The sequence below is a fragment of the Kitasatospora sp. NPDC002965 genome (assembly GCF_040611255.1).
Lineage (GTDB): Bacteria > Actinomycetota > Actinomycetes > Streptomycetales > Streptomycetaceae > Kitasatospora.
In genome coordinates, this window is record NZ_JBEXNT010000180.1 from 1 (window position 1) to 14,810 (window position 14,810).

12 protein-coding genes are annotated in these 14,810 nt (G+C 74.1%); 11 read left to right on the plus strand and 1 reads right to left on the minus strand.

The window, feature by feature from the left end; all coding sequences use genetic code 11:
• Positions 1 to 250 precede the first annotated feature (250 nt).
• The 9 genes from ABZY91_RS38290 (at position 251) to ABZY91_RS38330 (ending at position 11,097) form a co-directional block, all read left to right on the plus strand.
• Complete coding sequence (locus tag ABZY91_RS38290) at positions 251 to 1,837, plus strand: ABC transporter substrate-binding protein (RefSeq protein ID WP_355408411.1); 1,587 nt, start codon at positions 251 to 253, stop codon at positions 1,835 to 1,837.
• Positions 1,838 to 1,852: 15 nt separating this feature from the next.
• Positions 1,853 to 2,797 carry an ABC transporter permease gene (locus ABZY91_RS38295; RefSeq protein ID WP_329880916.1) on the plus strand — a complete coding sequence of 315 codons (945 nt, stop codon included), beginning with the start codon at positions 1,853 to 1,855 and terminating at the stop codon, positions 2,795 to 2,797.
• Positions 2,798 to 2,800: 3 nt separating this feature from the next.
• Positions 2,801 to 3,673 carry an ABC transporter permease gene (locus ABZY91_RS38300; RefSeq protein ID WP_329880915.1) on the plus strand — a complete coding sequence of 291 codons (873 nt, stop codon included), beginning with the start codon at positions 2,801 to 2,803 and terminating at the stop codon, positions 3,671 to 3,673.
• The gene (locus tag ABZY91_RS38305) at positions 3,670 to 5,430 is read left to right on the plus strand and encodes an ABC transporter ATP-binding protein (RefSeq protein WP_355408414.1); all 1,761 of its coding nucleotides are present in this window, start codon (positions 3,670 to 3,672) and stop codon (positions 5,428 to 5,430) included. The genes ABZY91_RS38300 and ABZY91_RS38305 overlap by 4 nt, the downstream gene beginning before the upstream one ends.
• On the plus strand, positions 5,427 to 7,826 hold the full coding sequence (locus tag ABZY91_RS38310) for an arylsulfatase (RefSeq protein ID WP_355408416.1): 2,400 nt from the start codon (positions 5,427 to 5,429) through the stop codon (positions 7,824 to 7,826). The genes ABZY91_RS38305 and ABZY91_RS38310 overlap by 4 nt, the downstream gene beginning before the upstream one ends.
• Before the next feature lie 45 nt (positions 7,827 to 7,871).
• Positions 7,872 to 8,513: a 4'-phosphopantetheinyl transferase superfamily protein gene (locus ABZY91_RS38315; protein ID WP_329880909.1), complete on the plus strand. Its 642-nt coding sequence runs from the start codon at positions 7,872 to 7,874 to the stop codon at positions 8,511 to 8,513.
• A gap of 66 nt (positions 8,514 to 8,579) precedes the next feature.
• Entirely contained in the window at positions 8,580 to 9,119 is a 540-nt protein-coding gene (locus ABZY91_RS38320) for an NUDIX hydrolase (protein WP_329950065.1), read from the plus strand.
• 180 nt (positions 9,120 to 9,299) lie between these two features.
• Complete coding sequence (locus ABZY91_RS38325) at positions 9,300 to 9,851, plus strand: hypothetical protein (RefSeq protein ID WP_355408419.1); 552 nt, start codon at positions 9,300 to 9,302, stop codon at positions 9,849 to 9,851.
• A gap of 16 nt (positions 9,852 to 9,867) precedes the next feature.
• The gene (locus ABZY91_RS38330) at positions 9,868 to 11,097 is read left to right on the plus strand and encodes a histidine kinase (protein WP_355408421.1); all 1,230 of its coding nucleotides are present in this window, start codon (positions 9,868 to 9,870) and stop codon (positions 11,095 to 11,097) included.
• A 149-nt stretch (positions 11,098 to 11,246) separates the two neighbouring features.
• Here ABZY91_RS38330 and ABZY91_RS38335 read toward each other — a convergent pair whose 3' ends face one another.
• Entirely contained in the window at positions 11,247 to 12,188 is a 942-nt protein-coding gene (locus ABZY91_RS38335) for a polysaccharide deacetylase family protein (protein WP_355408423.1), read from the minus strand.
• Positions 12,189 to 12,381: 193 nt separating this feature from the next.
• Here ABZY91_RS38335 and ABZY91_RS38340 point away from each other — a divergent pair, with 193 nt between their 5' ends.
• Positions 12,382 to 13,941 (plus strand): CehA/McbA family metallohydrolase, encoded by a 1,560-nt coding sequence (locus tag ABZY91_RS38340; protein ID WP_355408425.1) that lies wholly within the window; start codon positions 12,382 to 12,384, stop codon positions 13,939 to 13,941.
• A gap of 322 nt (positions 13,942 to 14,263) precedes the next feature.
• Positions 14,264 to 14,692, plus strand: a complete 429-nt coding sequence (locus ABZY91_RS38345) for a hypothetical protein (protein WP_329951980.1) — start codon at positions 14,264 to 14,266, stop codon at positions 14,690 to 14,692.
• The last annotated feature ends 118 nt before the right edge of the window (positions 14,693 to 14,810 follow it).

The following is a 14,810-nucleotide window of genomic DNA, read 5'->3' on the forward strand; positions in this document are numbered from 1 at the left end:
CGAGCATCTCCATGGTGCCGGGGACGCGCTTGTCGAGCTGGAAGTGGAAGCCGGTGTCCTTGACCCCGTAGGAGATCCAGTCCTCGGTGTCCGGGCCCGCCGGCCGTCCCGGTCCGGCTCGGCTGACCGCCGGCGGGCCCGCACCGCCCCCCGACCGTCGCCCGCCGGCCACGCCCCGTCGCCCACCGCCCCCCCCCGCCCCGCCCGCCGTCGCCCGCCGACTCTTCCTCACCGCAAAGGACTTCCGCCCATGCCCGCCTTCCCCGCTCCGTCCGCCTCCGGGCTCTCCCGCCGGACCCTGCTCCGTGGCGGCCTGGCCGGCGCCGGCCTGCTGACGCTCGCCGCCTGCCGTTCGGCGGCCGACACCGCCACCGCCCCCGCGGGCGACGCGGCGAGCCCTCGCCGGGGCGGCGTCCTCACGGTCGGCGCCGGTGTCGACTTCACCCCGGCCCTGCTCTTCGCCCAGAGCGCCAACACCCTCGTCCAGCGCCTGGTCTTCAACACCCTGACCAGGTACGACGACCGGCTCCAGCCGCAGCCCGAGCTGGCCACCTCCTGGCAGGTCTCCCCGGACGGCACCTCCGTCACGCTGAAGCTGCGCGACGACGTGCTCTTCCACAGCGGCCGCAGGTTCACCGCCGACGACGTGGTCTTCGCGGTCAAGAACCTCCAGAACCCGGTCCGTTCGGCCCAGCTGCGCTCCACCGCCGCCGCCGTCACCGACTTCCGCAAGAACGGCGACTTCGAGCTCACCCTCACCCTCGCGCACCCGGTGAGCAACATCTTCGACCTCTTCGAGTTCATGATCATCCCGGACTCGGCCAGCGTCGAGGAGGCCTTCGCCGGGACGAAGCTGATCGGCACCGGCCCGTACACCTTCACCGACCGCAAGCCGGGCAGCTCGATCACCTTCGCCCGCAACGAGAAGTACTGGAACCCGGGGCGTCCCTACCTCGACGGCGTCGAGATCAGGATCGTCCCGCAGGCCGAGTCGCTGCTCTCCTCCCTCAAGACCGGCCAGACGCACCTCTCCTACAGCATCCGCGGCAAGGACGTCGCCACCCTCAAGACCGACCCGCAGTTCCGGATCACCTCGTACGACACCGGCGCCGGCGCCTACTACATCGGCGCCAACGTGACCGGTGAGCACGTCTCCGACAAGCGGGTCCGCCAGGCCATCGCGTGGGCCGTCGACCGCGACCGGCTGGTCCAGCAGGCGCTCGGCGGCTACGGCACCGTGTCCTCCACCCCCTGGCCCAAGTCCTCCCCCGCGTACAGCGAGGCCTCCGCCGGCCGCTACCGCCACGACCCGGAAAAGGCACGCCAGTTGCTCAAGGAGGCCGGCCTGACGGGCATCACCCTGCCCTTCGCGCACTCCAACGACCCCGGCAACACGGCCATCGCGCAGATCCTGCAGTACGACCTCAAGCAGGTCGGCATCGAGACCGTGCTGCAGCCCACCGACTCGCCGACCATGCAGAAGCAGCTCATCTCGCAGACCATGCCCGCCCTCTGGACGCTGAGCCACGGCTTCGCCCAGCTCCACCCCGCCACCCTGGCGGTCAGCGCCTACCCGTTCAACGAGGCCAAGAACAGCTCGCACTTCTCCTCCCCCGCCTACACCGAGATCGTGCAGAAGGCGTGGAAGCGGCCCGACAGCGACAGCCCCGAGGCCAAGGCGCTCTACCAGCAGATCACCGACGTCCTGCTGGACGAGCAGTTCGTGATCGACCTCGCCATCGCCGGCCTGACCGAGGTCGCCGGCAGCAAGGTGCGCGGTGCCACCCTCAACAAGTTCGGCTACCTCAACCTCGACGACGCCTACCTGACGGCCTGACGGACGGCCCGACCGATGCGAACCTTCCTCCTCAAGCGGCTGCCCTCCGGGCTGCTCGTCCTGCTCCTCGCCTCCTTCCTCGTCTTCCTCATCCTCCGCCTCATCCCCGGCGACCCGGCCACCACCCTGGCCGGACCGGACGCCGGCCCCCAGGCCGTCGCCGCCATCCGCGCCCAACTCGGCCTGGACGAACCGCTCGTCGGCCAGTACCTGACCTGGATCGGCAACCTGCTGAGCGGCGATCTCGGGCCCAGCTACGCGATCGGCGGCCAGGTCTCCGACCTGATCGGCAACGGCATCGCCGCCACCGTCCAACTCACCCTCGGCGCCCTCCTCCTGGTCGTCCTGCTGGCCCTGCCGCTGGGTGTCCTGGGCGCCACCGCCCGCCGACGGCCGGTCGCCGCCGCCGTCCACGCCTTCACCACCGCCGTCCTGGCCGTCCCGCCGTTCGTCACCGGCGTGCTGCTGGTGCTGCTGTTCGCGGTCACCCTCGGCCTGCTGCCCGCCGGCGGCCACGAGTCGTTCCTCGACGCCCCCGACCTCGCCCTCCAGTACCTGCTGATGCCGGCCGTCTGCCTCGCGCTGCCGAGCGCCGCCGTCCTCGCCCGCTACCTCAAGGACGGCATCGAACGGGCCCTCGCCGAGGACTACGTCCGCACCGCCACCGCCGTCGGCGTCTCCCGGCGCCGCATCGTCTGGCTGCACGCCCTGCCCAACGCGCTGCCCTCCGCCGTCACCGTGCTCGGCCTCCAGGTCGGCCACCTCGTCGCCGGCGCGGTGCTGGTGGAGCGGATCTTCGCCTGGCCCGGACTCGGCCAGCTGATCGAGCAGGGCGTCATCCGCCGCGACTACCCCGTCGTGCAGGACCTCCTGCTGCTGATCGTCGCCGTCTACGTCGCCGTCCAGCTGCTCACCGACCTGGCGTACGCCTGGCTGGACCCCCGGATCCGGTGGGAGTAACCGATGACCGCCCTGACCGCCCCCGCCCCGTCACCGACCGCCCCGGCCCCGCCGCCGGCGCGGCGCCGCAACCGCTACCTCGCCGGGCTGCTCACCGGACGCGGCCTGACCGGCCTCGCCCTGGTCGGCGTGGTCGCCCTCGCCGGCCTGCTCGCCCCGCTGCTCACCGACCTCGACCCGAACGCGCAGAGCGCCCTCGCCCTCGCCGGGCCGAGCGCCGAGCACCCGTTCGGCACCGACGACCTCGGACGGGACCTCTTCAGCCGGGTCCTGCACGGCATCACCACCGACCTGGCGCTGACCTTCGGCGCCGTCCCGGTCGGCGCGCTGCTGGGCTGCTCGCTCGCCCTGCTCGCCGCCTCCCACCGGTGGGCGGACGTCGCCGTCCAGCGCTCCTTCGACCTGGTGCTCGCCTTCCCCGGCATCATCCTGGCGCTCGCCGTCACCGCCGTGCTCGGGCCGGGCCGCTGGCCGGTGTTCATCGTCATCGCGCTCGCCGAGATCCCCGGCTTCGGGCGGCAGCTGCGCTCCGGCATCCTGGTCCAGCGGGAGCGCGAGTACGCGCTCGCCGCGCGGGTCGGCGGCGCCACCCGGCGGCGGGTGCTGCTGCGGCACGTCGTGCCCAACGCGGTCGACCCGCTGATCGTGCAGACCGCCGTCGCCCTCTCCATCGGGGTCTTCATCGAGGGTGCGATGAGCTTCCTCGGGCTCGGCGTCCGCCCGCCGGAGCCGACCCTCGGCTCCATCCTCAGCCAGTCCGTCGGCTACCTCTCCACCCATCCGACCTTCGCGGCGGCCCCGCTGGCCGCCACCACCGCGCTGGTGCTCGGCTTCACGCTGATCGCCGAGGCCCTGAACCGGGGGATCCGCCGATGAGCAGCCCTGTCCGGGACACCCGCGTCGTGCCCGGCGCCACCGACGCCCACCCGGGCGACGCGGGGCCCACCGACGCCACCGGGAGCACCGGAGCCGCCGGAACCACCGCCGGTTCCCCCGCTTCCGCCGCCCGCACCGTCCTCCGGGTCCACGACCTGACGGTCACCTTCGGCCCCGGCCCCGGCGCCGGAACCGCCGGCGCGGTGACCGCCGTCGACGGGGTCGGCTTCGAGCTGGCCGCCGGGGACACCCTCGGCCTGGTCGGCGAGTCCGGCTCCGGCAAGTCCACCACCGCGCTGGCACTGCTGCGGATGCTGCCGGCCGGCGGCCGGATCACCGGCGGCTCGGTCGAGCTGGCCGGGCAGGACCTCGCCGCCCTGCCCGAACCGGCCCTGCGCGCGCTGCGCGGCCGGCGGATCGCGATGATCTTCCAGGACCCGATGTCCTCGCTCAACCCGGTACTCACCGTCGGCCGCCAGCTCGACGAGGCACTGCGTGCCCACGGCACCGCAGGACGGGCCGAACGATCCACCCGGGCAGTCGAGTTGCTGGACCTGGTCGGCATCCCCGGTGCCGCCGACCGGCTGCGCGACCACCCGCACCAGTTCTCCGGCGGCCAGCGCCAGCGCATCATGATCGCCCTCGCGCTCGCCAACGACGCCGAGGTCCTGGTCGCCGACGAGCCCACCACCGCACTCGACCCGACCGTCCAGCAGCAGATCCTCCGCCTGCTCACCCGGATCAACCGGGAGACCGGCACCGCGCTGGTGGTGATCAGCCACGACCTCGGGGTCATCGCCCAGACCTGCCGCCGGCTGCTGGTGATGCGGCACGGCCGGGTGGTGGAGTCCGGGGAGACGTCCGACGTCCTGGGCGCACCGCAACACCCGTACACCAAGCAGTTGCTGGCCGCCGTCCCGCGGCTCGACGCACCCTCCGGGGCCGCCGCCAACAGCACCCCCGGCGCCGAGCCGCTCCTCGCCGTCAGCGGCCTGCGCAAGACGTACGGCTCCCGCAGGCGCGCCGTCACCGCCCTGGACGGCGTGGACCTGGTGCTGCACCCCGGCGAGACCCTCGGCCTGGTCGGCGAGTCCGGCTCCGGCAAGTCCACGCTGGCCCGCGCCCTGGTCCAGGTGCACGCGCCGAGCGGGGGCGAGATCCGGTTCCGGGGCCAGGAGTTCGGGCGCGGCGGCGAGCGTGCCGCCAGGCGTGAACTCCAGATGGTGTTCCAGGACCCGTACGCGTCGCTCAACCCGCGGATGACCGCCGGGCAGATCGTCGCCGAACCGCTGATCGCCCACGGCTACGGCGACCGGGCCGCGCGCGAGAAGCGGGTGACCGAACTGCTGGAGCAGGTCGGCCTCGACCCGGCCACCGCCGACCGCCACCCGCGCGCCTTCTCCGGAGGGCAGCGTCAACGCATCGGCATCGCGCGGGCGTTGGCCCCCGAACCCAGCGTGCTGATCTGCGACGAACCGGTCTCCGCGCTGGACGTCTCGGTCCAGGCCCAGGTGATCGAGCTGCTCGCCCGGCTCCAGCGCGAACTCGGCCTCGCCATCCTCTTCATCGCCCACGACCTCGCCGTGGTCCGCCAGGTGAGCCACCGGATCGCCGTGATGCACCGGGGCCGGATCGTCGAGACCGGACCGGCCGACCGCGTCGTCACCGCGCCGCAGCACCCCTACACCACCGAACTCCTCTCCGCCGTACCGCAGCTGGCGGCGCCGGCCCCCCTCACCGCCCGGAGCACCGCATGAGCAGCACGTCCGACCACCGACCCGCGGACACCACAGGCACGACGGACACCGCGGACGCCACGGGCCCCGACGCCGCCGACCCCCACCACCGGGACCCGTACGCGGGCTTCCCCGGCACCGTCGGCCGCACCTTCCGCGACTCCACCGCCGCCTGGCCCGACCGGGTCCGCCCCCGCGAGGGCGCGCCCAACATCGTCGTCGTCCTCGTCGACGACATGGGCTACAGCGACATCGGCCCGTTCGGCGCCGAGATCCCCACCCCCACCCTGGACGCCCTGGCCGAGAGCGGCGTCAAGCTGGCCAACTACCACACCATGCCGCTCTGCTCGCCCGCCCGCGCCGCCCTGCTCACGGGCCTCAACCCGCACCGGGTCGGCTACTCCTTCGTCGCCAACGCCGACCCCGGCTTCCCCGGCTACGGCATGGAGGTGGCCGGCGACATCCCCACCCTCGCCGAACTGCTGCACGACGCCGGCTACGCCACCTACGCCGTCGGCAAGTGGCACCTCACCCGGGACTCCGCCTCCAACGCCGCCGACAACCGCGCCAACTGGCCGCTTCAGAAGGGCTTCGACCAGTACTACGGCGTCCTCGAAGGGCTCACCAGCCTCTTCCACCCGCACCAACTCGTCCGCGACAACAGCCCGTTGGACATCGACGAGCTGCCGGACGGCTACTACTACACCGACGACATCACCGACCGGGCCATCTCCATGGTCACCTCGCTGCGCGCCCACGACGCCGACAAGCCGTTCTTCCTCTACCTCGCCCACAACGCCGTGCACGGCCCGCTCCAGGCCAAGCCCGAGGACCTCGCCCGGCACCGGGGCCGCTACGACGAGGGCTGGGACGAGCTGCGCACCGCCCGGTTCGCCCGCCAGCTCGCCGCCGGCCACTTCCCGCCCGGCACCGAACTGCCCGACCGCAACTCCGAGGCCGGGTACGAGGTCGGCCCGTGGAACGAACTCACCGAGGTCCAGCAGAAGTTGTACGCCCGCTACATGGAGGTGTACGCGGCGATGGTCGACAACGTCGACCAGAACCTCGGGCGACTCCTCGGCACCCTGGCCGAACTCGGCGAACTCGACAACACCATCGTGGTGTTCACCTCCGACAACGGCGGCACCGGCGAGGGCGGCGCCGAGGGCACCCGCAGCTACTTCAGCCGCTTCGTCCACCACCCGAACCTGCCGGCGGACTGGAACCCCGACGTCCGGCGCGAGATCGACCTGATCGGCGGCCCGCAGTCGCTGGTCCACTACCCGCGCGGCTGGGGCATGGCCTCCAACACGCCGTTCCGCCTCTACAAGGGCCAGACCCACGCGGGCGGCGTCCGCGTCCCGTTCGTCCTCTCCTGGCCCGCCGGCCTGCCCCGCGCCGACGGCGACAGCGGCGTCCGACCGCAGTACCAGTACGTCACCGACATCCTCCCCACCCTGCTCGAACTCGCCGGCGTGGAACGGCCGTCGGACCGCACCGGCCGTCCCGTCCAGTCCCTCGACGGCATCAGCTTCGCCCCCGTCCTGCGGGAGGCGGCCGCCGGCTCCACCCACCACGAGCAGTACTGCGAGATGACCGGCAACCGCAGCTACTACCGCGACGGCTGGAAGCTCGTCACCCTGCACCGCCCCGGCACCCCCTACGACGACGGCGAGTGGGCGCTCCACGACCTGCGCACCGACCCGACCGAGATCCACGACGTCGCCGACCGCCACCCGGACGTGGTCAAGGAACTCGCCGCCGCCTGGGAGACCGCCGCCCGGCACAACGGCGTCTTCCCGCTCGCCGACGGCAGCGGCGCCCTCGCCCTGCGGCACCCCGACGACGCCCGCCTCCGCCGCCCGGTCCGACTGCTCGCCGGCACCCCCGAACTGGAGCGCTACCGCTCCTCCCGGCTGATCTCCTTCCGCTCCTTCGCGATCGAGGTCGAGCTGGACCGCCACGGCCCCGACGACCAGGGCGTGCTCGTCTCCCACGGCGACCAGGGCGGCGGCTACAGCCTCTACGTCGAGGACGGCCGGCTGCGCCTCGCCTACAACCAGTACGGCGACCTCACCGAGGCCGACGCCGGCCCGCTCGCCCCCGGCGCCCGGCTGGTCACCGTCGAGGCCACCGCCGTCGCCGACCTCAGGTGGGAGTTCCGCGTCCTCGTCGACGGGGTGGAGACCGGCCGGCTCGGACCGGTCCACCAGCTCATCGGCATGGCCCCGTTCCAGGGCATCAGCGTCGGCGTCGACCGCAAGTCCCCCGTCTCCTGGCCGCTGTACGAGCGCCACCGCTCGTTCCGGTACAGCGGGGGCCTGCGCGCCGTCACCTACCTGCCCGGCGAGCCCGCCCCGTACGACCCGGAGACCGTCGCCGGGGCACTGCGGGAGGCGGCCGCCGCCTTCGAGTAGCCCCGCGTTACCCTCGTCCGGCCAGCAACTTCTTGAGGGGGACCAGTGATCGGCGAACTCCTGCCCGCGTCCGTCGTCGTCGAGACGGCCTACGACGACCCGGCCGAGGCCCGGCTCGAACCGGCCGAGGCCGAGGTCGTCGCCCGAGCCGTCGACTCCCGCCGCCGCGAGTTCACCACCGTCCGTCACTGCGCCCGCCTGGCCCTCGGCCGGCTCGGCGTCCCGTACCGCCCGCTGGTCCCCGGCCTGCGCGGCGCGCCGAGCTGGCCCGACGGCGTCATCGGCTCCCTCACCCACTGCGCCGGCTTCCGCGCCGCCGCGGTGGCCAGGGCCGGTGACGTCGTCTCCGTCGGCATCGACGCCGAACCCGCCCTGCCGCTGCCCGAGGGCGTCCTCGACGCCATCGCCCTGCCCGCCGAGCAGCGCCGCAACACGGCCCTCACCGCCGCCCACCCCGACGTCCCCTGGGACCGCATCCTGTTCAGCGCCAAGGAGTCGGTCTACAAGACCTGGTTCCCCCTCACCCACCGCTTCCTCGACTTCTCCGAGGCCGAGCTCACCCTCCGCCCCGACGGCACCTTCGACGCCACCCTCCTCGTCCCCTCCCCGCTCCCCACCCTCGCGGGCCGCTGGCGCGTCGACCGGGGCCTCCTCGCCACCGCCATCACCGTGCTGCCGGAGGCGTAGGCGGGGCCCCGCCCCGGCGCCTCTGGCAGGATGGCGCGGACCGTCCCGTCCCGAACAGAGGTACCCGTGAGCAGCGAGTGGACCGTCCATGGCAGCCGCACCGTCTACTCCAGCCCCTGGGTGGAACTCGACCTGGTGGACGTCGAGCCGGAGGGGATGCCCCGCTACGAGCACCACCTGGTGAAGTGGGCGCCGGTCGCGGCAGCCGTCGTCCTGAACGAGCGCGACGAGGTCCTGATGATCTGGCGCCACCGGTTCACCACGGACGCCTGGGGCTGGGAGGTCCCCTGCGGCATCGTCGAGCCCGGCGAGAGCCCCGAGGCCGCCGCCGTCCGGGAGGCCGAGGAGGAGACCGGGTGGCGGCCGGCCTCGGTGGAGCCCCTCGGCTACACCCACCCCGTCGGCGGGATGAGCAACGCCCGGCACCACGTCTTCCTCGCCCGCGGCGCCGTCCGCACCGGGCCGCCCGTCGACACCCACGAGGCGGACCGGATCGAGTGGATCCCGCTCGACCGCGTCCAGGGGATGATCGACCGCCGCGAGATCGTCGCCGGCGTCGCCCTCGTCGGCCTCCTCCAACTCCTCGCCCGCCCCACCCCCCGCTGACCCCGGGTCGGCCGACTCCGGCCGACTCCGCCGGAGCAGCCCGAGGCCCCACCCGGGCCGCCGAGCGAACCGGGGCCCGGGTGGGGCCTCGGGCTCATGCTCCCGGGACACGGACGGGGCGACTGTGGAGGTAGTCGCCCGCACCCCCAGGGCGGGCCCGTCCGATGTCGAGGCGTTACGATGAGTACACAGCCAACTACCGACGCGCCCGCGGTCGCCGTCACCGTGCACCCTGCCCGACGGGGCGGCGGTGAGCTCGGCAAACCGCTGGCCCACGGGATCCTGACCAGCGCGGAGACCGTGCTGGTGCCGGATCCTCCCGAGACACTCGCCAGTCCCTGGAAGAGATACCTCGTGCGAATATCCCGGTCACCCGGAGACGGGAAGGACTCCCAGGCCGTGCTGTCCGGCGGGCTGAGCCTGTCGGCGGTCAACGGGGACGGGATCACCGCGGCGGCGGCCGTGCTCACCCTGGTCAGCCCTTCGCGGTTCGGCGTCCACGTCGAACGGGTCTCGCCGGCCCGCCTCGCCGAGAGCCTCGTCCGCCACCACGGCGACCAGTGGGCGGTCTACGCCGAGCTCGGCTTCGGCGTGGTGCGCCCGGAGGGACTCGCCCCGCCGGAGAAGTGGTGGCTCGACGCCCTCACCGCCGACGGCGACGTCTCCTCCGGCGCCGAGGAGTACGAGGAGAGGACATGCTGCAGCAGCCGCACGTGCTCACCCTGCACCTGACCGGACCGTGGGCACGATGACCACGCCGCAGGACCGGACGGGGGACGTCCGGGACGTGCGCTCCGTCCGGCTGCAGGACGCCGCGCTGGCGCTCGTCGCCCTGTTCCCGGAACTGTTCTACTTCGGCACCCTGATCGTCCCCTCCACGACGTGGGAGCAGCGGCTGTGGATGCTGCTGCTCGCCGCCGCCGAGGGGGCGGCGCTGGTCCTGCGCCGCCGCCGCCCGGTGGTCACGTTCGGCGCCGTGTGGGTGATCGCCACCGGCGCCAACCTGCTCTCGATCGCCCACGTCTTCGACTACACGCCGTGCTTCGGCCTGCTGATCGCCCTCTACACCGTCTCCGAGCAGTGCCGGCGGTCCGTCGCCCTGCCCGCGCTCGCCCTCGCCTTCGTGCCGCTCTCGCTGGCGATCTACTCCACCGTGGCCTTCTACGGCGGATCGTCCACGCTCCCGGTGCTGGTCGCGAACATCGCCTTCTACCTGCCGATCACCCTCGCGGTCTGGTGGCTCGCCCGGTGGAGCCGGGCGGCGAGGAGGGCTGCGGAGCGTCAACAGCAGGAGGTCGCCGAGGCCCGCCGGCGGGTCACCCGGGAACGGGTGCGGATCGCCCGGGAGCTGCACGACATCGTCGCCAACGCCGTCGCGGTGATGGTGATGCGGGCCGAGACGGCCCGGGTCACGGCGTTCGAGGACCCGGCGCGCGGTGAGGCCTTCGAGCACATCGAGGACCTCGGGAGGTCCACGATGGCCGAGCTCCGGCACATGCTGCGGCTGCTCCGCACCTCGGAGACCCCGGCCGAGGAGGGCAACACCCACGGCCTGGGGGACCTGGACCGGCTCCTGGCGGACATCCGCAGGGCCGGCGTCCAGATCTCCCTGGAGACGCGCGGTACGCCGCTGCGGATCGACGACAGCGTCGGCCAGACCGCCTACCGCCTCGTCCAGGAGGCGGCCACCAACATCACCAAGCACGCCGGACCGGGGACCCGGGCGGTCGTGCGGATCACCTGGGACGAGTCGCTGATCATCGAGGTCGTCGACGACGGCGCCGGGCGGCCCCCGGGCGCGCAGCGGGAGCTGTCGACCGGGCACGGGCTGCTCGGGCTGCGCGAGCGGGTCGCCCTCTTCGGCGGCCTGCTGAGTGCGGCCCCGTACGGTCCGGGCTTCCGGGTGGCCGCGGCCCTCCCGGTCTCCACCGCCCGCGCCACCGGCGCAGCGGCCGTCGGCGAGAGCCGACCCGCCTGAGCACGCCGGATCTCGACACCCCGAGCGCGCACCTCACGCACCGGACGACAGCAGCGCCCCGGTAGAGGCGCGCCCCCGGCCCTTCCTCGCACGCGTACGAGCGGTTCGAACCGCCGACATCCGCCTTGTCAGAGCGGCGCTCGGTGGAATCAGTGGAAGGCGTCGGAGAGGCGGGTGAAGGTCCGGCCGGTGGCGAGGAGGGTGGGGAGGGCGGTGGCGAGGCCGCGGGCGGTGCCGGCGGCGGGGTGGTTCATGTGGGCGATGACGATGGCGCCGGGCGGGGCGTCGAGGAGTTCGCGGTGGACCTGGGTGGCGGTGAGGGTGGCTCCGCCGTCCGCGTTGGTGGTGAAGCCCGCGACGGGCTGGGCGAGGTCGGCGGCGATGCGGGTGGCGACGTCGTCGTAGTGGGCGGTGCCCGCGCGGAAGTAGCGGGGTGGCCGGCCGAGCAGCGCGGTGAGCTTTTCGAGGTTCCCGGAGATCTCGTCGTAGACCTCGCCCGCGTCGCCGGTGCCGAGGATGCCGTAGGCGGAGCGGCCGGTGACGGACAGGGGGCGGTGGGCGGTGCCGTGGTTGGCGATCTCGAAGAGGGGGTCGGCGGCGAGGTCCTCGAAGGTCGCCGGGTTGGCGTCGATCCAGCGGGCGTTGAGGAAGAGGGTGGCGGGGACGTCGTGGGTGCGGAGGGTCTCGATCAGCCCGGCGTCGTAGCCGGAGCCGCCGGGTCCGCCGCAGGCGTCGAAGGTGAGGGCGATGGCGCGCTCGCCGTCGGGGAGCGCGCTCAGGACGCCGGGGACGTCGAGGCCCCAGTCGGTGGGGGCGGCCTCGGCGTAGCGGGTGGTGACGGTGGTGCGGGTGGGGAGCGGGACGGGGATGGCTGCCGGGGCGGAGGTGGGTGCGGGCGTGGGGGCGACCGTGGGCGTCTCTGCGGGCGCGGATGTGGGCGCGGATGTGGGCGTGGGCGTGGGGGTGGGTGAGGCGTTCGGTGGAGGGGTGGGAGGGCCGGGCGGGGTCGGCGGACGCGCGGTGGAGGGCCGGCACGCGGCCAGCGCGCTGCCGGCCGCGACCGCCAGGAGGGTCCGCCGGCTGAGTGACATGGGGAGCCTCCCGGGCTGTCTGATGTTCAGATGATCCACGTCCCATGAAGAGACTGATCGTCAGTCCGCGCAACCCGGGCGACCTTCACGGGGCTGCCGCGTGAACGTGAGGTCCGGCTCACCCGTGGTTCACCGGGGCGGGCGGGAGCGCGGGTAGGAGGCGGGAAACGTCCCGGGCGAGTCGGAGGATCTGATGGCGGACGATGTGCACGGCGAGAAGGGGTTACTGGGCCGGCGCGGGCTGCTCGCGGCCGGCGCGGCCGGGGCACTCGGTGCGGCGGGTGCCGGCGCCGCCCGCGCGGAGGGGGGAACGCCCGGAGCTGCGGACCGGACGATCACGCTCACCGGACGGCTGCCGACCGGGGCCCCCGACTTCGTCTACCTGCCGTTCGACGTGCCGGCGGGGGTGCGGGAGGTCGCCGTCACCTACCGGTACGACAAGCCGACCGTTCCGGCCGGCACTCCGGGGAACTCCTGCGACATCGGGCTCTTCGACGAGCGCGGCACGGACCTCGGCGGGCGCGGCTTCCGCGGCTGGTCGGGCGGGTTCCGGACGGAGTTCTCGGTGAGCCGCGAGCAGGCGACCCCCGGCTACCTGCCGGGACCGGTCCGGCCCGGGCGGTGGCACGTCGTGCTCGGCCCGTACCAGGTGGCACCCCAGGGGCTGGAGTACCGGGTCGACGTGACCCTCCGCTCCGGGGCCCCGGGGGGCGTCTTCACCCCCTCGTACCCGCCGGAGCGGGCGCGGGGGCGCGGGCGCGCCTGGTACCGGGGCGACTGCCACCTGCACACCGTGCACTCCGACGGGCGGCGGCTGCCCGCCGAGGTGGCGGCCGGTGCCCGGGCCGCCGGGCTGGACTTCCTCGTCTCCACCGACCACAACACCACCTCCGCCCACGGTGTCTGGGGTCCGTTCGCCGGGCCGGACCTGCTGATCATGCTCGGCGAGGAGGTCACCACCCGGAACGGCCACTGGCTGGCGCTGGGTCTGCAACCGGGCCAGTTCGTCGACTGGCGGTACCGCTCCCGCGACGAGGCGTTCCCCCGCTTCGCCCGGCAGGTGCGGCGGCAGGGCGGCCTCGTGGTGCCGGCGCACCCGTTCTGCCCGTACGTCGCCTGCCAGTGGAAGTTCGGGTACGAGGACGCCGACGCCGTCGAGGTGTGGAACGGCCCGTGGACGTACGACGACGAGTCGGCGGTGGACGGCTGGGACGCCCGGCTGGCGGTGGCGCTGCGGCAGGGCCGGTCCTGGCTTCCCGCGGTCGGCAACAGCGACGCGCACAGCGCGCCGCAGGTGATCGGCTCGCCGCACACGGTCGTCCTGGCCGAGGACCTGACCCGGGACGACGTCCTCGACGGGATCCGGTCCGGGCGCAGCTGGCTGGCCGAATCGGCAACCGTCCAGTTGGAGTTCACCGCCACGGGGAACGGCCGGCAGGCGGGCATCGGCGAGGAGCTGACCGTCCCGGCGGACGCTCCGGTGGACGTCCGGCTCGCGGTCGCGGGAGTGCCGAACGGCACGGTGCGGTTCCTGACCGACGAGGGCCAGCTGCACCAGGAGTCGTTGCCGGCCGACGGCGCGGGCACGGTGGTCTGGCGGACGACGGCCTCGCTGGCGGCGTTCGTCCGGGCGGAGGTCCGGCGCCCCAGGGCCGACGGGACCCCGGGGAAGGGCAATTCCATGGGGCCGGACCTGCCGTGGGGCCCGATGGCGGCGCTGACCAACCCGATCGTCCTTCAGGTGGCGGAGTAGCGCGAAGGGCCCCGGAGGCGAGGTCCGGAAGGGCAGGCGTGAGGAGCGCGGGGAGGACCGGCGGGAGGTATCGGGAGGGGGAGGACTCGGGGCCGCGCGGTGGACTAGGTTGATCTCCGACAGCAGTCACTCGTGGGGACGAGGCGGTCGGCTGTCCGCTTTGCCGGGTTCGGCCCGCCTGTGTTCCGCGTCGGGCCGGCCCGCGCGCTCCGGCCGTCCCGCCCCGGCTCCCCGTCCTTCCCCGCCCGTGAAGGGATCAGCAGCTGTGAACCGTACGACCGTAGGTGGGCCCGAGCTCGGAGGCGGACGGGGAGCGGGCAGCGTGGTCGTCCTCTCCGACCCGGCCGCCGGGGCCGGGATCGGTGCGGTCGCCCCGCTGGTCGCGGACGCGCTGTACCCGAGCGTCCACCTGCGCGCGGAGGACTTCCAGCGGGCGGTCCGGCAGGGGTACGTCGCGCCGCACCTGCCGGAGGCCCGGCGGCAGAACGTGACCGCACTCGCGGCGGCCGCGCAGGCCGCCTTCGCCTTCGCCTCGGGCGGCTACCAGGTGGTGGTGGAGGGCTCGGTCGCGCCGACGGCGCTGGACTCCTTCCGCCGGGAGAGCCGGGCGACGGGGGCGGCGCTGCACTACGTGGTGCTGAACGGGGGCGCGAGCGCGCACCGGAGCGAGGGTGGCAGGGGGACGGCGGAGGAGACGGCCGGAGCCGTGCTGGCCGGCCTGCGGCGGGGGGCCTACCTCCTCGGGTGGTGACCCCCGGGGTCCCCGGGGTCCCCGCGGGGCGGGTGACCGCCCTGCGTCGCCCGGCGTCGGTCGGCGACCAGAACGGCCGCCGGCCCCGTCCGGCGCTCCCGGGACGACGGGAGCGCCG